Origin of the sequence: Amycolatopsis alba DSM 44262 (assembly GCF_000384215.1) — a bacterium.
Taxonomy (GTDB): Bacteria; Actinomycetota; Actinomycetes; order Mycobacteriales; family Pseudonocardiaceae; genus Amycolatopsis; species Amycolatopsis alba.
Map to the genome: position 1 here is coordinate 2,314,510 of NZ_KB913032.1, position 20,136 is coordinate 2,334,645.

Sequence of the window (20,136 nt, forward strand, 5' to 3'; positions counted from 1 at the left end):
CCGTGAGTCTCTCCGTCGATGACGTCCTCGCGGCGCACGGTGTCCACGTGCGACCGCTCCATCGGGTGATTTCCCTGCTCCGGGCGGATTGGCGGGACCTCGGCGAACTGGTCCGGGTCAGTACCGCGCCACGCCGGAGTGTCGAAGACGTCCTGAACGCGCTCGGCGACGACCTCGAGCGCACCGAGTCGCGCATGCGGCTGGCCCCCGCCGCCCGTGAGAAGTACGCGCGCTTCGAGACCCCGGACCGGAAAACCGACCCGGACCTGCTGAAGACCATCACCAGCTACGTCGAAAACGTGCCGGCGCCGCTGGCCGCGCTCGACCACGTGCAGGCGACCCCGGAGACCGTGCTCGACCGGGCGCTGTGGCTGGACGAACGGTACGACCTCGGCAAGGCGAAGCTGCTGTTCCTTGGCGACCACGACCTCACTTCCCTGGCCGTGCGCGCGTTGCGGCCCGACGCGGACCTCACGGTCGTCGATCTCGACGACCGCGTGCTGGCCTACATCGACGAACTCAGCGAGCGGTCCGTCCGCACCCTGCACACGGATCTGCGGGTCGGACTGCCACCGTCGGTGACCGGGCGGATGGATCTCGTGTTCAGTGATCCGCCTTACACCCCCGAAGGAATGGGCTTGTTCGCCGCGCGCGGGGTCCAGGCCCTCACCGAACCCTCGGACGGGCGGCTGCTGCTCGCCTACGGCTACAGCCCCCGGCATCCCGCTCTGGGCGCGCAGGTGCAGCGGGCGCTCGCGACGCTCGGGCTGACCTTCGAGGCGATCCTGCCGGATTTCAACCGGTACTTCGGCGCGCAGGCGATCGGGAGCGCGGCGGACCTCTACGTCTGCCAGCCGACCGCGAAGTCGAAGAAGAACCGCGGCGGCAAAGGAAAGGCCGCGATCTACACGCACGGACCGCAGTCGGTGGAGTCCGCAGGCGCGGCCAAGCCGTCCCTGCTGGACAAGCTGCACGAAATCGCCACCGAGGGCGGGCTGGCGCTGGAGTCACGGCCGGTCGACTGGTCCGTTTCCGGGCCCGAAGGCGACGCGGTCGCGATGGATCTTTCGGCCGACCCCGGCCCGTGGCTGCTGCGGACCCTGCTGGGCACCAACGCGCGGCGGCTGGCGCTGCTGGTCCCGAACTCGCATCCCGACCTGACGAACGCCGAGGCGCAAGGCGCGCTCAACGGGCTGATCGGGCGGAAGTACAAACTGCGGCTGCTGCGGAGCACCCCGGACAACCGGCACGCCGTCGTCGTCGCGGACGCGGTCGAGCATCAGGAAGAGCTGCTGACCCGTGCGCACGCGCGGCTGGCGAACGTCTCGCTGGACGTCCCTTCGGACCTGACGGACGCGCGGCTGATCGACCTGCCGCGGCATCGGCTGGCGGAACTGATCGGCTGACGGGCGGCGTGTTCACGCACTCCGGCTTTCGCGACACCTCCCGGCGACACCGACCGCCTGGTGGGCCCTGACGGGAAGGTGGCGTTGCGAAAGCCACTTTCGCAACGTTGAAGGTTGCGAAAGTGGCTTTCGCAACCCGTCTTCCAGACCTGCTCGGCTGGAGGAAAGGCGAAAGTCCCTTCAGCTCCTAGACGACGCCGTCGGCCTCCGCGGCCTTCGCGACCGCGGCGGCCACCTCGGGCGCGACGCGCGGGTCCAGCGGGCTCGGGACGATGCGGTCCGGGCCCAGGTCGTCCTGCGCGACGGCGAAGATCGCCTCGGCGGCGGCCAGCTTCATGTTCTCCGTGATCGCCCGCGCGCCGGAGTCCAGCGCGCCGCGGAAGACACCGGGGAACGCCAGCACGTTGTTGATCTGGTTCGGGAAGTCGCTGCGCCCGGTCGCCACGATCTTGGCGTACCGCGACGCCGCGGCCGGGTGGACCTCCGGGTCCGGATTGGACAGCGCGAACACGATCGCGTCGTCGGCCATCCCGGCCAGCAGGGACTCGTCGATGGTCGCCCCGGACAGGCCCAGGAAGACGTCGGCGCCCTTCAGCGCTTCGCCGAGGCCGCCGCGCAAGCCCGCCGTGTTCGTCGTCTCGGCGAGCTTCTGCTTGATCGGGTTCAGGCCTTCGCGCCCGGAGTGGATGATGCCGCGCGAGTCGAGCACGGTGACGTCCGCGACGCCGGCGTTCTGCAGGATCCTGGCGCAGGCCACCCCGGCCGCGCCCGCGCCCGAGACGACCACGCGCTGGCCGGAGATGTCCTTGCCGAGAACCTGGTTCGCCCCGCGCAGCGCGGCCAGCGTGACGATCGCCGTACCGTGCTGGTCGTCGTGCATGACCGGGCAGTCGAGGGCCTCTTTGAGCCGGTCTTCCAGCTCGAAGCAGCGCGGCGCCGAGATGTCCTCCAGGTTCACCGCGCCGAACGACGGGCGCAGCCGGACCAGGGTCTCGATGATCTCGTCGACGTCGGTCGTGTCGAGCACCAGCGGGATGGAGTCGAGCCCGCCGAAGGTCTTGAACAGGACCGACTTGCCCTCCATGACCGGCAGCGAAGCGCTCGCGCCGATGTCACCGAGACCGAGCACCGCCGTACCGTCGCTGACCACCACGACCAGCCTGTCCGCCCACGTGTACCGCTTCGCCTTGGCCGCGTCCTCGGCGATCGCCCGGCTCACCTTCGCCACCCCAGGCGTGTACGCGACCGAGAGGTCACGGGGCGAGGAGATCGGGCGCGTCGCGGCCACGGAGAGCTTGCCGCCCTCGTGCCCTTCGAAGATCTCGGTGTCCGTCACTGGCGTGGTCATCGTGGTTCCCGTCATTGCATCCGCCGTGTCTAAGGACGGCGAAGTCTCGATTCGAGCGAAGGTCATGGGATTCTCCTGGGACTGCGAGCGGGGGAACTGGCCGGTGAACAGGCCAAAACTGGGCATGGCCCGGCCACCTGGGTTAACTCGTCCTCCGACACGGCAGCCCAGCGCGGTAGCGCCGGCCTGTCGGCGAAGCGTCCAATCGGCCATCGGTGCCGTGGGTGTGGCGACGGCCGCGGACGCAGCGGTCAGAACATTGTGACAGGCATGCGGACCAGTGTGCCCCTCTGGTGCGGTTCATGTCACAAACGGGTCCGGCTTTCCGCAGCTCAAGAGAGGTTTCGCAAGACGTCCGTCCGGCTTGGGAAGGGCTCGTTAGCATTGAGGCATGCAAGCCAGGCGCCTCAGCATCTCCGACTGTTTCGAATTCACCCCGCGCGTTTTCCCCGATCACCGCGGCCTGTTCGTGGCGCCGTACCAAGAGGAAGCGTTCGTCGAAGCGGTCGGGCACCGGCTTCGCCTGGCCCAGACCAACACCAGCGTTTCCCAGCGCGGCGCCGTCCGCGGGCTGCATTTCGCGGACACCCCGCCGGGGCAGGCGAAATACGTGTACTGCCCGAGCGGTTCGCTGCTGGACGTCATCGTCGACATCCGCGTCGGCTCACCCACTTTCGGCGAATGGACGTCCGTGCTGCTCGACAGCGCCGAGTACAAGGCGGTCTACATCGCCGAAGGCCTCGGCCACGCTTTCATGTCGCTCGAAGACAACACGGTCATGTCCTATCTCTGCTCCGAGCCGTACAACCCGGCGGGCGAGCACGGCGTCAACCCGCTCGACGCCGATCTCGCGTTGCCGTGGCCGCGGGACATCGAACCCGTGGTGTCCGAAAAGGACACCGGCGCGCCTTACCTGAAAGAAGCCCTGGAGCAGGGGTTGCTGCCGCGGTACGACGAATGCGTGGCGTATTACGAGAAGTTGCGGACCGGGAACTGAGCTAGCGCGGCACGTCCTCGGCCAGCACCCGTTCCACGTTCCGCTCCGCCAGCGCGGTGATCGTCACGAAGGGGTTCACCCCGGTACTGCCGGGGATCAGCGACCCGTCGGTCACGTAGAGGTTCCGATAGCCCTTCACCCGGCCGTAGAGATCGGTGGCCTTGCCCAGCACCAACCCGCCCAACGGGTGATAGGTGAACCGGTTCTCGAACGACCGGGTGTCCCCGAACAGATCGCTCCGGTAGATCGTGCGATTCGCGCGGTTGACCTTGTCGAACAACGACTTCGCCGAGTCGATCGACGGATTCCCCTGCTCGGCGCTCCACCGCAGCCGCGCGGAGTCGGTCGCGGCGTCGTAGGTGAAGTGGCCGCGTTCGGGGTTCTTCGTGATCGCCAGGTACAGGCTCAGCCACGTCTCGATCCCGGCGGGCACCGGCGCGACCTCGGCGAAGACCGGGTTCACCGGGTCGTCCCACGCGTCGATGCCGAGCGCGGGCATCCCCGACTGGAGCGATCCGCCGAGATCCCACGCGTGGTTGGCGCGGCCCAGCATCACGTTGCCGTTGGTGCCCCAGCCGCGGCCGACCTCGTCGTTCAGTTCGGGCAGCGTCCCGGTTTCCCGCGCCCGCACGAGCAGTTCCGTCGAACCGAGGCTTCCCGCGCCGAGGAACAGGTACTTCGCGCCGAGCTGTTTCCTCGCCACGACCGTGCCGTCCTCGGAGGTTTCGTGCACGGTGAGGACGTAGGTGCCATCGGTCTGCCGGGTGATCCCGCGGACCTGGTGCAGCGTCTTGATGGTCACCTTCCCGGTGCCCAGCGCCGCCGCGAGGTAACTCTTGTCGAGGGAACGCTTGCCGTGGTTGTTGCCGTAGATGACCTCCGACGCGAGCGCCGACCGCGGCACCGTGCCCGCTTCTTCCCGCTTCATGTACTCGAAGTCGTAGACGCTCGGCACGAACACGGTCTTGAGGCCCGCCCGCGCCGCGGCCTTCCGCGAAACCCGTGCGTAGCGATAGGACCGGCAGGTCTCGAACCAGTCCTGGTCGATGTTGTTCACCCCGAGGGCCTGGTTGGCGCGGGGAAAGTAGGTCCCGTACATCTCGTCCGCGTCGACCGCGGGCAGGATCTCTTCGAAGTACGACCGCCTCGGCGTCACGGCCATCGCGCCGTTGACCAGCGAACCGCCGCCGACACCCCGGCCGACGTAGACGGACATGTCGCCGTGGTCCACCTTGTCGAGGACGCCGGGGTACCGCTTGATGTCCCGGTTGGCCAGGTCCAGCCACAGGAATGAGGCGAGCGGGGCCTGCGTGCGGTCCTTGAACCACGCGGCCCGCCGGTCCGGCCGGAGCATGTCGCAGAAGACCTTGCCGTCAGGACCGGGATCGGCCCACAGTTTGCCCATTTCGAGCATGACGGTGGGAATCCCGGCCTCGCCGAGGCGCAGCGCGGTGACCGCGGCGCCGTAACCGGTGCCGACGACCACGGCCGTCGAGAAGCCCGGTGCCGTTTCTTCGGCCTGCGCGGTGGAAATCGTGGTGAGCCCGAGAGCGGCGGCGGAGTTGAGCGCGGTGAACCCGAGGAACTTGCGGCGCGACAGTGGGGACATGGGCCGATGATCGCCCGCCGTTCGAGGCGGCTTCAAGACCGAATCCGAAATGGATTCGCGTCAGCTGGGTAAACACCGTTTATTTTCACTCGAACGGGGTGATCTCCGGGGTCCCCTTGGGGGCCTTCCCCGATGTGACCGCGGCCGCGACAGACCACTCTTTCGAGTCATGAGACGCCTCCTCGCAGCGGCCGCGGCCGCGCTCTCCGCCGCCGCCCTCCTCGCCCTGCCCGGCCACGCCTCCGCGGCGTCGTCCCCCGATTTCGACTTCTCCGCGTGCCCCGCCCCGCCCGCCGGCGCCGACCCCGGCACCTGGCGCTGCGAAGCCTTTGTCTCCCAAGGACTCCTGACCATCGGCGACCGCGAGATCCAGCTCGGCGAGATACGGCTGACGTTCTCCGAAGGCAAAATCGGCGGGAAGTACGCGCAGGTGTTCGGCGAACTGCGGCACGCCCCGGCGCGGATCAAGGACACCTTCGGCGCGAGCTTGCAGCTGAAGTACGGCGGCTACTCGGACTTCCTGTCGAACGCCGAACGGCGCGGCGAGCTGGACCTCTACGCGGTCCTGCGGCATCCCTTACTGCCCAAGGGATGCACGATCGGCACCCTCGACGCGCCGCTCCATTCGGTGGTCAAGGACGATCCCGCGGTACCCCTCGAGGTGATCTCGCAAAACCCGAAGACGGTGAAGTTCGGCGTCGTCGACTCTCAGCTCGCCCTGCCGCGCACGACCGGCTGCGGTCCACTGTCGCCAGTAGCCGACCACTTGCTCGGACTGCCCTCGGAGAGCGGGAAGAACACCTTCAAACAGGTGACCTACGTGCAGTTCAAGGCCCTCTGACCCGCCGCGGGCGCCGTCACTCGGCCGACGTCCGTGCAGGTCACCTCCCCCGGCTCAACCGAGGAAGCTCGACCTCATGTCCCGAAGGCCCCTTCAAGACGTTCGACGTCCCAAAGGCCCCCTTCAGGACATCCTGGAGCGCGACTCGGGGGCGCCAGAACCCAGCGGGCGTGACACGAAGGGAGCGTTCCGGCCTACGAGTCCGGAACCGGACGAGCCTCGCTCAGCCAAGGGACCCAAGCCTCGTCGCCGTCCTCGAACGCCTCGATCGTCACGCTGGAATCCTGACCTCCCGATCGACGCGGTCGTACCTATTTCTTCTTGGTGACCCAGATGGTGATGGTCGCGGTCACGACGGGCTTCCCGTTCGTGTCCGTGATCGTCACCGGCACGGGGAGTTCGAAACCCTCGTCGCCGAATTCCGGCAGCTCCGGCAGTTCCGCGACCGCGCGCAGGCCCGTCTCGGCCTTCGCCACGTACTCGACCGTCATCCCCTTGGGCAGCCAGCGATGCGTCGCCGGGACGGTCGCCTCGGCGAGCATGCCCATGGCGATCTCGGCGAGGTTGCATGCCGCGATCGCGTGAAAAGTCTTGATGTGGTTGTAAACACCCCACCACTTCGGGGACGTCACCTCGCACCGGCCGGCGCGCAGTTCGCGCACCGACGGGAGCACCGTCCGGAAGTACGGCACACGCAGGCACATCGCCGCCGAGAACAGCTGCTTGCCGACCGGCTTCCCGGCCAGCCGGTTCCACATCGCGTAGGTCGGATTCTGCGCCATCACGGTCTCCTCATCATGTTACTCACCGGTAGCATAACCGGACCGCAGGCTATATTCGCAACCGTGGCTCATCGGCTCTTCCTCCTCCGGCATGGTCAGACCGAGTGGTCCGTCAACGGACGGCACACCGGACGCACCGACATCCCGCTCACGGCCGCGGGCGAAGGGCAGGCCCGCGCGGCGGGCGGCACCCTGCGCGCGGTGCTCGGCGGAAGCCCCGCGCTCGTCCTCTCCAGCCCCCGCACCCGCGCGCTGCGGACGGCCGAGCTGGCCGGGTTGCGCGTCGACGAGGTCACCGAAGAGCTGGCCGAATGGGACTACGGCGACTACGAAGGCGTCACCACGCCCGTGATCCGCGAAACCGTTCCCGGCTGGACGGTCTGGTCGCATCCGATCCCCGGCGGCGAAAGCGCGGAGGACGTCAACACCCGCGCGGACAAGCTGATCGACAGCGTCCGCGAGCCGCTCGGCAAGGGTGACGTGATCCTGGTCGGCCACGGTCACTTCAGCCGCGTGCTGGTCGCGCGCTGGATCGGCCTGCCGTCGACGGCGGGCGTCCACTTCGGACTCGACCCGGCCGGTGTCGCGGTGCTCGGCGACGAACGCGGCGAGCCGCAGATCGAACACCTCAACCTGCTCCCCACCACAGAGGACTGAAATGGACGACCGAATCCGGCGGATCCGCGAAGAAGACGTCAACGCCGTCGTCCAGCTCGTCTACGACCTCGCCGAGTTCGAACGCGCCCCGGACGAATGCCACCTCACGCCCGAGCAGCTGCGCGTCGCCCTGTTCGGTGAAGCTCCGGGCCTGTTCGGTCACGTCGCCGAAGTCGGCGGCGAGATCGTCGGCTACGCGCTGTGGTTCCTCAACTTCTCCACGTGGCGCGGCGTGCACGGCATCTACCTGGAGGACCTCTACGTCCGCCCCGAGCAGCGCGGCTCCGGCCTCGGCAAGGCCCTGCTGGCCACCCTCGCGGCCGTCTGCGTCGAGCGCGGCTACGCCCGCCTCGAGTGGTCGGTGCTGAACTGGAACCCGGCTCAGGGCTTCTACAAGTCCCTCGGCGCGGTGCCGATGGACGAGTGGACCGTCGACCGGCTCACCGACGAACCCCTCAAGGCGCTCGCCGCCCAGGTCTAGCCCGGCCCGAAGACGCGACTCGGGTGCTCAGACCCGGAACTCACGTGACTGGAGGCGGAACTCGCAGGTACGGCTCCGATCACGCGAGTTCCGTCTCCAAGCACGCGAGTTCCGTCCCTGAGCACGCAAGCCCCGAGTTCAGGAGTCGCGCTCTTCGCGTTCGCGGCGCGCCGCGCGCCCCGCGGCGCCGTCGCGTTCGGCGGCCTCTTCTTCGGTCTCGCCTTCCCGCAGCCCGAGCGCCCACGCGCGAGCCGGGCGGCGGAACAGCAGCACGATGACGGCGACGCCGATCAGGCCCAGCGGTACACCCCACAGCGGCTGCCCGGACGGGCCGGCGCCGTACCAGCCGACCCCGATCAGGATCAGCGCGACGACCACGCCGGGCGACCTCGCCCAGGTCTTCCCCAGCACCAGCCCGGCCGCGCAGGCCACCGTTCCGGCGGCGAGGACGAGGTAATAGACGACCTCGGCCAGCAGGTTCTCCGGTCCGGCCTGGCCGTTGACCAGGAGCAGGACGGCGAACACGATCAGGGCGAGCCCCGGCAGCGCGGTGATGACCCCGGCGAGGCGGACTTCACGGGGCGCGGGCGAGAGCTTGTCGGCGATGGACACGGCGAAACAGCCTTCCAGGCTTCCGGACACGGCGCTCCACCAGGGCGGGTCACCGTACGTGAGCACTTTCAATCGTATGCCACCCGGTCGGCCGTTTTCGTCCGGCCGCCGACAGGGAAAAAATAAGGATGTCGTCGATGAGCGGGCGGTCGCTCGGGTGCACTTGTCACGACGGAGCTGTCATTCACCGGCAGTGAAGGAGGGACGCCCGCCACAGGGGCCTCACGGTGCTGTCTCAAAGGCGTGCTGCCTCGAGGACGCCTCCGCGGCTGAGCTTCGCGTCACGTGAAGCTCCCACCTTCGGGCCGGAGTCACTTACCCTGCGGTATGTGCGTGCAATCCTCGTCGTGAACCCCCAGGCCACCTCGACCACCGCCGGTGGCCGTGACGTGCTGGCGCACGCGCTGGCCAGCCAGGTCAAACTCGACGTGGTGGAGACCGACTATCGCGGCCACGCGATGGCCGTCGCCCGGTCCGCCGCCCGTGACGGGATCGACCTGGTGGTCGCCCACGGCGGCGACGGCACGGTCAACGAAGTGGTCAACGGTCTCCTCGCGGACGCCGACGGCGATCCGGGGAAGGTCGGCGACATCCCCATGCTCGGTGTCGTGCCGGGCGGCTCGGCGAACGTCTTCGCCCGCGCACTGGGCATCGCGCACGATCCGGTGGAAGCGACCCATCAGCTCCTCAACGCCATCGAGAACGACCGAAGCCGCAAAGTCGGCCTCGGGATCGCCGACGGCCACTGGTTCACCTTCAACGCCGGCCTGGGCTGGGACGCCGACGTCGTCGGCCGCGTGGCCAAGCGGCGGGGCAAGCAAACCAGCGCGGGGCTCTACATGAGGGCCGCGGTGGCGTCACATCTGCGGCCCCCGCTCGGCCGTCCGTCCCTCACCGTCAGGATTCCGGGTGAAGAGCCCACCGAAGTGCTGACCGCTTTCGTGTCGAACACCGATCCGTGGAGTTACCTGGGGGACCGTCCGGTCCACCTGAACCCCGGCAGCTCGTTCGACACGGGATTGGGCCTTTTCGCGTTGAGCGGTCTGGGATTGCCCACCGTGTTCAAGCATGTACGGCAGGCATTGCTCACGAAGAGCAACCAACGCGGACGACGTCTCCTTCGTCACGATGACCTGCCGATGATCCGCATCGACGCTGCTGAACCGGTAAACTTCCAGGTGGACGGCGACCTCGTCGGCCAGCGGAAGAGGGTGGAGTTCTTCAGCGTCCCGGAAGCACTGACAGTAATCGTGTGACGACCGGACCGCTGATCGCCTGCGGCAAAGTACGACCTGCCGCTCATCGACGCAGAACCTCCGCTCACCGCATCGGCCTTCCCATCGGGAGGCCGTTTCGGAACGAAACCGCAGGTCAGAAGCGTCGCTCGGCCGGGTGAGCTGACTCACCGATCTTCAGAAAACCCTTGTCGAAACGGGTGCTTCGTGAAAGCATTCACAAGCACCCAAAAAAACGACCGCCATGACGACTATGGCGCGGAGTACCGCGCCGTTATGAAGGAGCTCAGAAACATGGACTGGCGCCATGACGCGGCCTGCCGAGACGAGGACCCCGAGCTGTTCTTCCCGGTGGGAACCAGCGGTCCTGCTCTGTCGCAGGTAACTCAGGCGAAATCCGTGTGCCACCGCTGCACCGTCGCTTCCGACTGCCTGGCCTGGGCTTTGGCCAGCGGGCAGGACGCAGGCGTCTGGGGCGGGATGAGCGAGGACGAGCGACGGGCCCTGAAGCGCCGTCGTACGCACATCGGCACGCGTACCTCCGCCTGAGTTTTTCAAGACTCAGCACGCTTCATCGCAGTAACCAAAATCGAGTAGCACCCCAAGCTTCGGGAAATCCCGCGGCGCAGTGGCTGTATGGCCCTGTGTCGCGAGGTGATACGTACCCGACTTGAGCTTAACAAGCGAGGCCGACACACCCCCACGGGGGTATGGCTTCCAGGACTTTTCCCAGTCCTCCCGCGGAACCGTTACAGGGCCGGCGCCACTTCTCTTCGGGCGCCGGCCCTAAAACGTGTCCGGATGAGACTGTCCCTTGAGGATGATCACCAGGGACAGTCCACTGCGGACTCCCGAAATCACAGCCGCCGGGAAAGCGGGATCCGCAAGGCCGCTTCGGTTCCCGCCCGGCGGCCGCCTGCTTCCTCGGCCTCCCCGCGCAGCCCGCGGATCGACAGCGAGCCGCGCAGTTCCGACTCCACCAGGGTCCGCACGATCTGCAGTCCGAGACCGTCGCTGCGTTCCAGGGAGAAGCCCGAAGGCAGCCCGCGCCCGTTGTCGCGGATGACGACGTCGAGCCAGCGGGCCGACCGTTCCACCACGAGTTCGACCTTGCCCGGCCGCCCGTCGGGGAACGCGTGCTCGATGGCGTTCTGGACCAGTTCGGCCAGCACCATCACCAACGGCGTCGCGATCTCGGCGACGACGACGCCGAACGAACCCGTGCGCGAAAGCCCGACCTGCGATTCGGCCGTCGCGACCTCGCCGACCATCGGGAGGACGTTGTCGAGCAGCTTGTCGAGGTCGACCCGCTCGTCCACCGAGATGGACAGCGCCTCGTGCACCATCGCGATCGACGAGACCCGGCGCACCGACTCGCCGAGCGCGAGCCGCGCCTCCTCGCTGGAGGTCCGGCGCGACTGGAGCCGCAGCAACGCGGCGACGGTCTGCAGGTTGTTCTTCACCCGGTGGTGGATCTCGCGGATGGTCGCGTCCTTCGACAGGAGGGCGCGGTCACGGCGCTTCACCTCGGTGACGTCGCGCACCAGCACCAGCGCGCCGGCGGCCTGCCCGGCGGGACGCAGCGGCAGCGCACGGAACAGCACGACGGCGCCGCGGCGGGAATCGGCCTCCGTGCGGCTGCTGGGCTTGCCGTCGAGCGCCTCGATGATCCGGTGCGAAACCTCGGTCGCGTCGAACGGGTCACGGATGAGCGACCTGGTCAGCGGTGCGAGGCGCTGCCCGACGAGGTCGGATTCATGCCCCATCCGGTGATAGGCCGACAGCCCGTTCGGGCTGGCGAAGACCACCGTGCCGGTCGGGTCGAGGCGGATCAGGCCGTCGCCGACGCGTGGGCTGGTGTGCGTGTCCGTCTGGTTCCCCGGACTGGGGAAGGTGCCGTCGACGATCATCTGGCACAGGTCGCCCGCGCTGCCGAGATAGGCGATCTCCAGCGGGCTCGGCACCCGCGAGGCAGCCAGGTTCGTCTCGCGGCTGAGGACGGCGATCACCGTTCCGCCGAACACCACCGGGATGGCCTCGCGGCGCATCGGCAGGTCGCGGTACCAATGCGGGTCCTCTTCGCGGCAGATCCGCACCTCGCGGCTCGCCTTGGCCAGCTGCGGATGCTCGTCCTCGGTGAACCGGGTGCCGACGACGTCCTCCGGATGGGCCGTCGGCGCCGTCGTCGGGCGCGCGTGCGCGACGCAGACGTAGTCGCCGCCGTCGGGTTGCAGCTCCTGTGAGACGGCGACCCAGAGCAGGAAGTCGGCGAAGGACAGGTCGGCCAGCAGCTGCCATTCGGCGACCACGGTCTGGAGATGGTCCGCGGCTTCGCCGGACAGGCCGGTGTTCTCCGCGAGCAGATCGGAAAGGGTGGACACGTCCCCATCCAAGCAGGGTGAGGGCCGCATGACACACTGGACAGGTTGACCCTGGCCCAGCGGTGTCGTATCACCCCGCGAGGGCCACTCGGACGAGGAGTGAAACATGTCGAAGCGCGCCCGCAAGCGTCGCGACCGTAAGAAGAACGGCGCGAACCACGGCAAGAAGCCCAACTCCTGATCATCGATCAGACAGCGAAGGCCCCCGCACCGATCCGGTACGGGGGCCTTCGTGTGTCCTGAGCGGGCTACTCGAAAGTCTGCTCGATCTTGACCTCGGTGCGTTCGATGGTGATCGCGCCCTTGGTCTGCACGGTCTGGCGGATCGAGGCCCGCAGCCGGGACTTGAGGTCGTCCGGCGCGTGGTCACCGCCGCACTTGCGGGCGAGGAGCTGCTTGATGTGCTCGTCGATGCCGTATTCCTCGAGGCACGGCGGGCAGTCCTCGATGTGCTTGCGCAGGGCGGCGTCGCGCTCGGCGCTGCACTCCCTGTCGAGGAGCAGGTAGATGTCGGCGAGGGCTTCCTCGCACTTGACCTTGTCGTCGGCGCCGGAGCAGTAGTCGTCGGTCATCGCCCCGCCACCTCCTGCTGTTTGCCCGCGCGGATGAAGCCCCGTTCGCGGGCCACGTCGGCGAGCAGGTCGCGGAGCTGGGCGCGGCCGCGGTGCAGCCGGGACATCACGGTGCCGATGGGCGTGTCCATGATCTCGGCGATCTCCTTGTACGCGAAACCTTCGACATCGGCGAGGTAGACCGCGAGGCGGAACTCCTCGGGCAGCTTCTGCAGCGCTTCCTTGACGTCGGCGTCGGGCAGGTTGTCCATCGCTTCGACCTCGGCCGAGCGCAGCCCGCTGGAGGTGTGACTCTCCGCCTTGGCGATCTGCCAGTCGGTGATCTCCTCGGTCGGCTGCTGCACCGGCTGGCGCTGACGCTTGCGGTAGCCGTTGATGTAGGTGTTCGTGAGGATGCGGTACATCCACGCCTTGAGGTTCGTACCCGCCTTGAAGGACGCGAAGGCCGCGTACGCCTTCAGGTACGTCTCCTGGACGAGGTCCTCGGCGTCGGCCGGATTCCGGGTCATCCGCATGGCGGCCGAGTACAACTGGTCGAGCAGGGGCATCGCGTCCCGCTCGAAGCGCTCGGCCCGCGCGGCCGCCTCTTCGGCGTCCGTGCCCGTGTCCGGCGCGGGATTCTGCGTGCTCGGCAAACCGTTCCCTTCCCGATCGGCGTCGATGCGCTTGTGCGCATGAGACGTCGTCGAGTTTACGCGCGGACGGATCACCTGGCCGCCCGGCGTGCGCGGGATCAGGATTCGGGGAGCTTCGAGTGTGGTGGACACGTGCCTTTCAACAGTGCGGCCCGGCCGGGCATTCCCGGCGCGCTCGTAGACTTCGCCCATGGCAGGCAAGGGAACCCCGGCGACGGCGCTGCTGGCGAAGCAGAAAGTGGCGCACGTTCTGCACGCCTACGACCACGACCCGCGGGCCGGGTCGTACGGCCTCGAAGCCGTCGAAGCGCTGGGGCTCGACCCCGAGCGCGTGTTCAAGACCTTGGTCGCCGACGTCGACGGGAAACTGACCGTCGGCGTGGTCCCGGTCACCGGCCAGCTGGATCTGAAGGCCCTTGCCGCCGCCGCGGGCGGGAAGAAGGCGAAGATGGCCGACCCCGCGGCCGCCCAACGCGCGACGGGGTACGTGCTCGGCGGGATCTCGCCGCTCGGGCACCGGAGCCGGCTGCCGGTGGTGATCGACGCCTCGGCGGAGAAGTTCGAGACCGTGCACTGCTCGGCCGGGCGTCGCGGCCTCGAAGTCGAACTCGCGCCGGGTGATCTGGTACGGCTCACGGGCGCCGTGGTCGCCCCGATCGCGGGGTGATCTCCCGCGTTCAGTCGACTGCTTGGGTCACCGTGGTGCCGGCCTGCGTGCCGGCTTCGGGTGTCGCGAAAGCCACTTTCGGGACGTCTGGTGTCGCGAAAGTGGCTTTCGCGACACCCGACGTGGCAGCAAGTGGGTCGGGGTGGTCACCCTCCCGAGGGAGCAGGGTCGGTCCGGAGCGGGAAGATCACGCGCCCGTGCTGGGGAATCGTCGTCGGCAAGCGAACGACGAACTCCTGGGGAGCGACGAAAATGACCAAGACCGTGCCCGGCGTGCCGAGGTGGGCGAACCTCGCCGCCCACGCGACGTTGCTGACGACCCTGCCCTCCGGGCTGTGGCGGATCGCGATGGGACTCGGCATCCCGGTCGGGTTCACCGCGCAAGGACTGACGGAGTTCGGCATCCCTGGCTGGGGCACCGCCTACGTCTTCGGCCTGAGCCTCCTCGCCGAGACGCTCGCGTTCCTCACCCTCGGGCTCGTCCGGCCGTGGGGTGAGGTGTGGCCTCGCTGGATCCCGGTGCTGCGGGGACGGCGGGTCCCGCCGCTCGTCGCGATCGCACTGGCCGCCGCGGGCGCGATCGCCCTGACCGTGCTGAGCGTCCAGGCACTGTTCGGCTGGAACGAGGCGGGGTCGTCGATGTCACCGGGCAGCTGGGAGGACTCGCCGGTCTACGGCATCGTCATGGCCGTCTGTTACGCGCCGTTGCTGCTCTGGGGTCCGCTGCTGGCCGTGGTCACCGTGCACTACGCCCGGCGACGGCTCTCAGGCGAGCGGCCGCAGCACGCGCTCGAGCCACTCGGCGGCCGCGCGTGACACGCCGTCGAGGTCGGCGCTCAGATTGTGGTCGCCCTTGAGCACCACGATCTCGTGATGCGGCCCCGCTTTGGGCAGGCCGAACGGGTCGCGTTCGCCCTGGACGACCAGTGTCGGGACCTCGACGGCGTCCAGTTCACCCTGCCGGGTCTTCTCCGGCTTACCCGGCGGGTGCTCGGGGAAGGCCAGGCAGAGCACCGCCACCGCCTGCCCCGCCGCGGCGGTCCGGCAGGCGACGCGGGCCCCGGAGGAGCGGCCGCCGAACACGATCGGGAGATCGTCGAAACGCTCGGAGATCTCATCGGCCACGGTGAGCCAGGCGGTGTCGAGTTGCGTGGCGGGGGCGGGGGCCCGGCGGCCCGCCACCCGGTACGGCTGTTCGACGAGCGCGACGTGCACCCCGGCCGCCTGCGCCGCCCGCGTGACCGCGACCAGGTCCTTCGCGCCGATCCCGCCGCCCGCGCCGTGGCCGAGCATCAGCACGGCGACGCCCTCCTCGGCACAGTGCAGCTCGGCCCGAGCGGGGCCGTAGGCGGTGTCGATCTCCAGTGTCGTCATGAGTTCGGCGCGTCGAAGAGCGCGCTTTCGACGACGGGCTCGACCCTGTCCAGCAGCTGGGGGCCGTTGTTGCGGACGCTGTTGACCAGGCTGGACACCGGCCGCAGCTCGATCGTGTCGACCAGGTCCGCCGGAGGCGGGACGAGCAGGTCGGTGACGTCGGGCAGGTCGGGGTCGAGCCAGGTGTCCCACTTCTCACGCGGCATCAGCAGCGGCATGCGGTGGTGGATGTCGGCGAGCCTGCCGACCGAATCCGTGGTGAGCACCGAAAAGGTGATCAGCGGGTCCGCGTCCCTGTCGTCCTTCGGCCGCCATGTCTCCCAGATGCCGGCGAACGCGAGCGACCCGTCGCCGGGGCCGGTCATGAAGAAGGGCTGCTTCTCCTTGCCGTCGCGCCGCCACTCGTACCAGCCGTCGGCCGGGACCAGGCAACGCCGTGCGGAGACCGCCTTCTTGAAGGACGGCTTCTCCTTGGCGGTCTCGGCGCGCGTGTTGATCATCTTCGAACCCACTCCGGGGTCTTTCGCCCAGAACGGGACCAGGCCCCAGCGCATCATCCGCAGCGACCGGACGGTGGGCTCGTCTTCGAGCACCGCGCCGTCGGCGTCCCGCGGATGGCGCTGCACCACGGTGGGGACGTCCTTGGTCGGCGCCACGTTGTGATCGGCCCGGATCCGGCCCTCGGTCAGGTCGACCGCGGCGAACTCGTCGATCAGCGCCGCGGGGTCCTTGGTGGCGGCATAGCGCCCGCACATGCGAAAACCTCCCTAATCGTCAGTCATCGTTACACGCCGGACAGGCGATGGCGAGCAGCATGGGATCATTGTTCCGCGGTGTTCGAAGAGCAGGAGGCGGTTTGGCTGGCAAGGACTGGCGCAAGCTGGACGAATCCGATGTGCGGATCCGTCCCGGCAAGGGCACCAGGCCGCGCAGCAAACGTCGTCCCGAGCACGCGGACGCCTCCACCGCGATGGTCATCGGGAAGGACCGCGGCCGCTGGACCTGCGCGATCGACTCGGATCCGGAGCGGGTCGTCACCGCGATGCGGGCCCGTGAGATGGGCCGGGTCTCGGTGGTCGTCGGCGACACCGTCGGCATCGTCGGCGACGTGAGCGGCAAGCCCGACACCCTCGCCCGGATCATCCGGGTGGAGGAACGCTCCAGTGTGCTCCGCCGGACAGCGGACGACACCGATCCCTTCGAACGGGTGGTCGTCGCCAACGCCGAGCAGCTGCTGATCGTGACCGCGCTGGCCGATCCCCAGCCACGCACCGGCTTCATCGACCGCTGCCTCGTCGCCTGCTACGCGGGTGGCCTCGAGCCGGTCCTCTGCCTGACGAAGGCCGACCTCGCGAGCCCGGACGAACTCCTCGCCGGTTACGCGGGCCTCGACATCCCCGCCGTGGTCACCCGGCACGACGAGTTCCCGGACGAACTCCTCGGACGGCTCAAGGACCGGGTCACCGCGCTGGTCGGGCATTCGGGGGTCGGGAAGTCCACTTTGGTCAACCGGCTGGTGCCCGACGCCGGGCTGGCGACCGGCGTGGTCAGCGCCGTCGGCAAGGGCAGGCACACGTCGGTCGCGGCGGTCGCGCTCCCGCTGCCCGACGGCGGCTGGGTGGTCGACACGCCGGGTATCCGTTCGTTCGGGCTGGCGCACGTGACCGCCGACGACATCGTGCTCGCGTTCGAGGAGTTCGCCGCGGCGGCCGAGGAGTGCCCCTCCGGTTGCGGCCACCTCGGACCGCCTTCGGACCCGGATTGCGCGCTCGACGACGTGGTCACCGAGGGTCACGCAAGCATGGACCGTTTGGACTCTTTGCGAAGGCTCTTGGGCTCCCGAGCTGGACATGACGACGATCGGTAACTAATTTGGCCCGCGCGCGATAACCCGTTCGGATTAGATCAACTTTTCTGAGGGGTCCACTTGAAGCGCGTAACCACACTCGCCACCGTCACCACGGCCGCCGTCCTGGCGCTGTCCGCTTGCGGTGGCGAGAAGCAGTCCGGCGCGGCTGCTCCCGCACCTTCCGAAGCGAAGAGCTCGCTTTCGTCGCCGCTCGGCGACCCGATCCAGCTCGCGGCACTGACCCGCGAGAGCACCAAGAAGGCCAAGTCGTCGAAGATGACGATGGAGACCGTCGCGGGCACCGAGAAGAGCACAGCATCCGGCCAGGGTCTGTACGACGGCGAGAACAGCAAGCTCTCGATGGTCATGGACAGCGAGGGCAAGAAGCTCGACATGCTGTTCATCGACAAAGCCCTGTACTTCAAGCTCGACGCCGCCGACAAGGCCGAGATGAAGACCGACAAGGCGTACCTGAAGATCTCGGCCGACGGCCAGGACCCGATGTCGCAGGTGCTCGGCAAGATGATGTCGAAGGCCGTGAAGGAAAGCGACCCGTCTCGCATCCTCGAGCAGGTCTCGCAGGCAGGCAAGATCGCGAAGTCGGACCAGGTCGAGCTGAACGGCGAGAAGACCAACCACTACGTCGTCGAGATCGAGGCCGAGAAGGCCATCGCCCTCATCATGGGCGACATCGGCATCCCGCTGCCCGCCGAGACCCTGAACCAGCTCAACGCGAAGCTCAAGGGCAAGAACGTCACCATCCCCACCGAGCTGTGGCTCAACGCCGACCAGCTGCCGGTGCAGGTCGTCTCGGACCAGACCGCGTTCGTGAAGGCCATGGGCGCCCCCGGTGACGGTGTCGCCAAGACCACGGTCAAGTACACCGACTGGGGTTCCCCGGTGACCATCGAGGCCCCGCCTGCGGACCAGGTCGGCGACCTCTCGGAGATCATGAAGAAGGCCGGCGGCCGGTAGATGCGTGCCGGAGTCAAGCTCACCGCGATGGCCGCGGCCCTGACCCTGGTGGTCACGGGCTGCGGCACCCGTCCGGACGCGCCGGGCGACAACAAGGGTGGCGAGCTCGCGCTGGCCACCCCGTTCACCGACACGCTCGGCCTCGTCGAAGCCGCGAAGCAGGGGACGCGGAAGACCAAGTCCTCCAAGGCGACCATCGATGCCGTGTCCGGAGACTCCAAGGTCACGGGCACCTTGGTGGCGTACTACGACGGTCCAGCTTCGAAGCTCGAGGCGAACATGAGCATCGACGGCGAATCCGGCGTTCTGCGCCTGGTCGACCAAACCCTGTTCATCAAGCTGCCCGAGGCCGAGAAGACCCGGCTCAAGACGGACAAGAGCTGGGGAAAGATCGACCTGAACAGCGAGGATCCCCAGACGAAGGCCATCGGGAAGACCATGCAGCGGTCCTTCGAAATGGGTGATCCGGCGAAGCAGCTGGAGATGGTCGAAAAGACCGGCCGCATCATCAGGTCGGAGCAGACCGAGCTGAACGGCGTCCCGGTGAACCACTACTTCGTCGAGTTCGACGCCAAGAAGCAGATCGCGCTGTTCCTCGGCGACGACCTCACCCCCGAGCAGCGGGCGCAGATCGAGAAGCGGTTCGAGGGCAAGGATCTGCGGATCCCGGCCGAACTTTGGCTCAACGCCGAGCAGCTCCCGCTGAAGATGACCATGGACATGACCTCGTTCATGAAGTCGGCGGGAAGCCGCCAGACCGGCGAAGCCAAGTCGACCTACGTCTACAGCGACTGGGGCACGCCGGTGGAGGTCACTCCGCCGCCTGCCGCCGAAGTGGGCGACTACACCGAACTGATGAAGCAGGGAATCTAGACCCCCTGTCGCGTGTGAAGGCCCCCTTCCCTCTGGTCAGCCGAGGGAAGGGGGCCTTCACGCGCTTCCGGACCATCGGACGGTGGAAATTCACGCGATAGGCGCTACGGTAGTGGTACAGACCATTCACCCGAGGGAGTCCTATGCGTGCCACCGGATTCGCCGTCGTCTGTACCGCTCTCCTGCTGTTGGGAGGCTGTTCCGGCGAAGAGAAACCGGCGGCGCCACCGGCGGACGCGGCACAGCTGGCCTCGGCCGCCGGAGCGGGCACGCAGAAGGCCCGGTCGTCCAAGATCGCACTGGAGACCACCGCCGAGGACGGCCGCAAGGTCGTGGTGACCAGCTCCGGGCTCTACGAGGGAGCGAACAGCAAGTTCTCCATGGTCGCCGAGGTCGCGGGTGAGAAACGGGACCTGATCTACGCCGACGGCGTCCTCTACTACCACCTGTCCGACACCCAGGTCCAGGAACTCAAGACCGACAAGGAATGGGTCAAGATCACCGCAGGCGGCAAGGACGCGCTCTCCGCGGCCAACGGCGCGCTGATGACGGACGTCGTCGAGAAGATGGACCCGACGCGCACGATCGAGCGGATCTCGAAGTCCGGCAAGGTCACCAAGTCCGAACAGGCCGACCTGAACGGGACCGCCGCCACGCACTACGTCCTCGACCTCGGCGGTGCCCCGGCCGAGGTGTGGCTGGACGGCGAACAGCGTCCGGTGCAGGTCAGCATCGGCAAGGCCACGGTCAAGTACGACAGCTGGGCCTCGGACGTGGTGATCATCGCGCCGCCGCCCGAGGCCATCGGCGACAGCCGCTGAGCCGTTCCCCCGATCGGGGCG

Annotated in this window: 23 protein-coding genes; 14 read left to right on the forward strand and 9 right to left on the reverse strand. The window is 68.2% G+C overall.

Annotated features, from left to right (window positions below):
- Positions 1–2 precede the first annotated feature (2 nt).
- Positions 3–1,406, forward strand: a complete 1,404-nt coding sequence (locus AMYAL_RS0110805) for a bis-aminopropyl spermidine synthase family protein (protein WP_020631323.1) — start codon at positions 3–5, stop codon at positions 1,404–1,406.
- A 187-nt stretch (positions 1,407–1,593) separates the two neighbouring features.
- On the opposite strand, the gene AMYAL_RS0110810 is transcribed toward AMYAL_RS0110805, so the two are convergent.
- Positions 1,594–2,769: an NAD(P)-dependent malic enzyme gene (locus AMYAL_RS0110810; protein ID WP_026466942.1), complete on the reverse strand. Its 1,176-nt coding sequence runs from the start codon at positions 2,767–2,769 to the stop codon at positions 1,594–1,596.
- A 376-nt stretch (positions 2,770–3,145) separates the two neighbouring features.
- On the opposite strand from AMYAL_RS0110810, the gene AMYAL_RS0110815 reads away from it, so the two are divergent.
- Positions 3,146–3,751 (forward strand): dTDP-4-dehydrorhamnose 3,5-epimerase family protein, encoded by a 606-nt coding sequence (locus AMYAL_RS0110815; RefSeq protein ID WP_020631325.1) that lies wholly within the window; start codon positions 3,146–3,148, stop codon positions 3,749–3,751.
- A gap of 1 nt (position 3,752) precedes the next feature.
- Here AMYAL_RS0110815 and AMYAL_RS0110820 read toward each other — a convergent pair whose 3' ends face one another.
- A complete protein-coding gene (locus AMYAL_RS0110820; protein WP_020631326.1) occupies positions 3,753–5,360 on the reverse strand; it encodes a GMC oxidoreductase in 1,608 nt (535 codons plus the stop codon).
- Positions 5,361–5,529: 169 nt separating this feature from the next.
- Here AMYAL_RS0110820 and AMYAL_RS0110825 point away from each other — a divergent pair, with 169 nt between their 5' ends.
- Positions 5,530–6,201: a hypothetical protein gene (locus AMYAL_RS0110825; RefSeq protein WP_020631327.1), complete on the forward strand. Its 672-nt coding sequence runs from the start codon at positions 5,530–5,532 to the stop codon at positions 6,199–6,201.
- A gap of 311 nt (positions 6,202–6,512) precedes the next feature.
- Here the strand turns inward: AMYAL_RS0110825 and AMYAL_RS0110835 are convergent, their stop codons facing one another.
- On the reverse strand, positions 6,513–6,983 hold the full coding sequence (locus AMYAL_RS0110835) for a hotdog fold domain-containing protein (protein WP_020631328.1): 471 nt from the start codon (positions 6,981–6,983) through the stop codon (positions 6,513–6,515).
- A 63-nt stretch (positions 6,984–7,046) separates the two neighbouring features.
- Between AMYAL_RS0110835 and AMYAL_RS0110840 the strand changes: the two genes are divergently transcribed.
- Positions 7,047–7,640, forward strand: a complete 594-nt coding sequence (locus tag AMYAL_RS0110840) for an acid phosphatase (protein ID WP_020631329.1) — start codon at positions 7,047–7,049, stop codon at positions 7,638–7,640.
- 1 nt (position 7,641) lies between these two features.
- Positions 7,642–8,121 carry a GNAT family N-acetyltransferase gene (locus AMYAL_RS0110845; RefSeq protein WP_020631330.1) on the forward strand — a complete coding sequence of 160 codons (480 nt, stop codon included), beginning with the start codon at positions 7,642–7,644 and terminating at the stop codon, positions 8,119–8,121.
- Between the two features lie 138 nt (positions 8,122–8,259).
- On the opposite strand, the gene AMYAL_RS0110850 is transcribed toward AMYAL_RS0110845, so the two are convergent.
- Positions 8,260–8,763, reverse strand: coding sequence for a hypothetical protein (locus tag AMYAL_RS0110850; protein ID WP_245192872.1), 504 nt, complete (start codon positions 8,761–8,763; stop codon positions 8,260–8,262).
- Between the two features lie 299 nt (positions 8,764–9,062).
- Here AMYAL_RS0110850 and AMYAL_RS0110855 point away from each other — a divergent pair, with 299 nt between their 5' ends.
- Together AMYAL_RS0110855 and AMYAL_RS0110860 are read left to right on the forward strand one after the other, a co-directional pair.
- A complete protein-coding gene (locus tag AMYAL_RS0110855) occupies positions 9,063–9,989 on the forward strand; it encodes a diacylglycerol/lipid kinase family protein (RefSeq protein WP_026466944.1) in 927 nt (308 codons plus the stop codon).
- Between the two features lie 273 nt (positions 9,990–10,262).
- Positions 10,263–10,517: a WhiB family transcriptional regulator gene (locus tag AMYAL_RS0110860; RefSeq protein ID WP_026466945.1), complete on the forward strand. Its 255-nt coding sequence runs from the start codon at positions 10,263–10,265 to the stop codon at positions 10,515–10,517.
- A 308-nt stretch (positions 10,518–10,825) separates the two neighbouring features.
- On the opposite strand, the gene AMYAL_RS0110865 is transcribed toward AMYAL_RS0110860, so the two are convergent.
- Positions 10,826–12,349, reverse strand: coding sequence for a sensor histidine kinase (locus AMYAL_RS0110865; RefSeq protein ID WP_020631334.1), 1,524 nt, complete (start codon positions 12,347–12,349; stop codon positions 10,826–10,828).
- A gap of 106 nt (positions 12,350–12,455) precedes the next feature.
- Here AMYAL_RS0110865 and AMYAL_RS51055 point away from each other — a divergent pair, with 106 nt between their 5' ends.
- Positions 12,456–12,530, forward strand: coding sequence for a 50S ribosomal protein bL37 (locus tag AMYAL_RS51055; RefSeq protein WP_369299112.1), 75 nt, complete (start codon positions 12,456–12,458; stop codon positions 12,528–12,530).
- A gap of 67 nt (positions 12,531–12,597) precedes the next feature.
- Here the strand turns inward: AMYAL_RS51055 and rsrA are convergent, their stop codons facing one another.
- Entirely contained in the window at positions 12,598–12,921 is a 324-nt protein-coding gene (gene rsrA / locus AMYAL_RS0110870) for a mycothiol system anti-sigma-R factor (RefSeq protein ID WP_020631335.1), read from the reverse strand.
- A complete protein-coding gene (locus AMYAL_RS0110875) occupies positions 12,918–13,556 on the reverse strand; it encodes a sigma-70 family RNA polymerase sigma factor (protein ID WP_026466946.1) in 639 nt (212 codons plus the stop codon). The genes rsrA and AMYAL_RS0110875 overlap by 4 nt, the downstream gene beginning before the upstream one ends.
- A gap of 190 nt (positions 13,557–13,746) precedes the next feature.
- Between AMYAL_RS0110875 and ybaK the strand changes: the two genes are divergently transcribed.
- Both ybaK and AMYAL_RS0110885 read left to right on the forward strand, forming a co-directional pair.
- Positions 13,747–14,223, forward strand: a complete 477-nt coding sequence (gene ybaK / locus AMYAL_RS0110880; protein ID WP_020631336.1) for a Cys-tRNA(Pro) deacylase — start codon at positions 13,747–13,749, stop codon at positions 14,221–14,223.
- Between the two features lie 252 nt (positions 14,224–14,475).
- Positions 14,476–15,039 carry a hypothetical protein gene (locus tag AMYAL_RS0110885; protein WP_020631337.1) on the forward strand — a complete coding sequence of 188 codons (564 nt, stop codon included), beginning with the start codon at positions 14,476–14,478 and terminating at the stop codon, positions 15,037–15,039.
- Here the strand turns inward: AMYAL_RS0110885 and AMYAL_RS0110890 are convergent.
- Positions 14,989–15,597, reverse strand: coding sequence for an alpha/beta hydrolase family protein (locus tag AMYAL_RS0110890; protein WP_020631338.1), 609 nt, complete (start codon positions 15,595–15,597; stop codon positions 14,989–14,991). The two genes, AMYAL_RS0110885 and AMYAL_RS0110890, sit on opposite strands and share 51 nt — an antisense overlap.
- A complete protein-coding gene (locus AMYAL_RS0110895; protein ID WP_020631339.1) occupies positions 15,594–16,352 on the reverse strand; it encodes an SOS response-associated peptidase in 759 nt (252 codons plus the stop codon). The genes AMYAL_RS0110890 and AMYAL_RS0110895 overlap by 4 nt, the downstream gene beginning before the upstream one ends.
- 101 nt (positions 16,353–16,453) lie before the next feature.
- On the opposite strand from AMYAL_RS0110895, the gene rsgA reads away from it, so the two are divergent.
- From rsgA to AMYAL_RS0110915, 4 genes are all read left to right on the forward strand, one after another.
- On the forward strand, positions 16,454–17,464 hold the full coding sequence (gene rsgA / locus AMYAL_RS0110900) for a ribosome small subunit-dependent GTPase A (protein WP_020631340.1): 1,011 nt from the start codon (positions 16,454–16,456) through the stop codon (positions 17,462–17,464).
- 60 nt (positions 17,465–17,524) lie between these two features.
- Positions 17,525–18,421 carry an SCO4651 family lipoprotein gene (locus AMYAL_RS0110905; protein WP_020631341.1) on the forward strand — a complete coding sequence of 299 codons (897 nt, stop codon included), beginning with the start codon at positions 17,525–17,527 and terminating at the stop codon, positions 18,419–18,421.
- The gene (locus tag AMYAL_RS0110910; RefSeq protein WP_020631342.1) at positions 18,422–19,294 is read left to right on the forward strand and encodes an SCO4651 family lipoprotein; all 873 of its coding nucleotides are present in this window, start codon (positions 18,422–18,424) and stop codon (positions 19,292–19,294) included.
- A 143-nt stretch (positions 19,295–19,437) separates the two neighbouring features.
- The gene (locus tag AMYAL_RS0110915) at positions 19,438–20,115 is read left to right on the forward strand and encodes a hypothetical protein (RefSeq protein WP_020631343.1); all 678 of its coding nucleotides are present in this window, start codon (positions 19,438–19,440) and stop codon (positions 20,113–20,115) included.
- Positions 20,116–20,136: the final 21 nt, after the last annotated feature.

Coding starts and splice junctions, on each gene's coding strand:
- ybaK (WP_020631336.1), top strand. CDS start 13,747: ATGGCAGGCAAGGGAACCCCGGCGACGGCGCTGCTGGCGAAGCAGAAA.
- AMYAL_RS0110860 (WP_026466945.1), top strand. CDS start 10,263: ATGGACTGGCGCCATGACGCGGCCTGCCGAGACGAGGACCCCGAGCTG.
- AMYAL_RS0110845 (WP_020631330.1), top strand. CDS start 7,642: ATGGACGACCGAATCCGGCGGATCCGCGAAGAAGACGTCAACGCCGTC.
- rsrA (WP_020631335.1), bottom strand. CDS start 12,921: ATGACCGACGACTACTGCTCCGGCGCCGACGACAAGGTCAAGTGCGAG.
- AMYAL_RS0110885 (WP_020631337.1), top strand. CDS start 14,476: ATGACCAAGACCGTGCCCGGCGTGCCGAGGTGGGCGAACCTCGCCGCC.
- AMYAL_RS0110895 (WP_020631339.1), bottom strand. CDS start 16,352: ATGTGCGGGCGCTATGCCGCCACCAAGGACCCCGCGGCGCTGATCGAC.
- AMYAL_RS0110815 (WP_020631325.1), top strand. CDS start 3,146: ATGCAAGCCAGGCGCCTCAGCATCTCCGACTGTTTCGAATTCACCCCG.
- AMYAL_RS0110810 (WP_026466942.1), bottom strand. CDS start 2,769: ATGACGGGAACCACGATGACCACGCCAGTGACGGACACCGAGATCTTC.
- AMYAL_RS0110820 (WP_020631326.1), bottom strand. CDS start 5,360: ATGTCCCCACTGTCGCGCCGCAAGTTCCTCGGGTTCACCGCGCTCAAC.
- AMYAL_RS0110915 (WP_020631343.1), top strand. CDS start 19,438: ATGCGTGCCACCGGATTCGCCGTCGTCTGTACCGCTCTCCTGCTGTTG.
- AMYAL_RS0110835 (WP_020631328.1), bottom strand. CDS start 6,983: ATGGCGCAGAATCCGACCTACGCGATGTGGAACCGGCTGGCCGGGAAG.
- AMYAL_RS0110910 (WP_020631342.1), top strand. CDS start 18,422: ATGCGTGCCGGAGTCAAGCTCACCGCGATGGCCGCGGCCCTGACCCTG.
- AMYAL_RS0110825 (WP_020631327.1), top strand. CDS start 5,530: ATGAGACGCCTCCTCGCAGCGGCCGCGGCCGCGCTCTCCGCCGCCGCC.
- AMYAL_RS0110890 (WP_020631338.1), bottom strand. CDS start 15,597: ATGACGACACTGGAGATCGACACCGCCTACGGCCCCGCTCGGGCCGAG.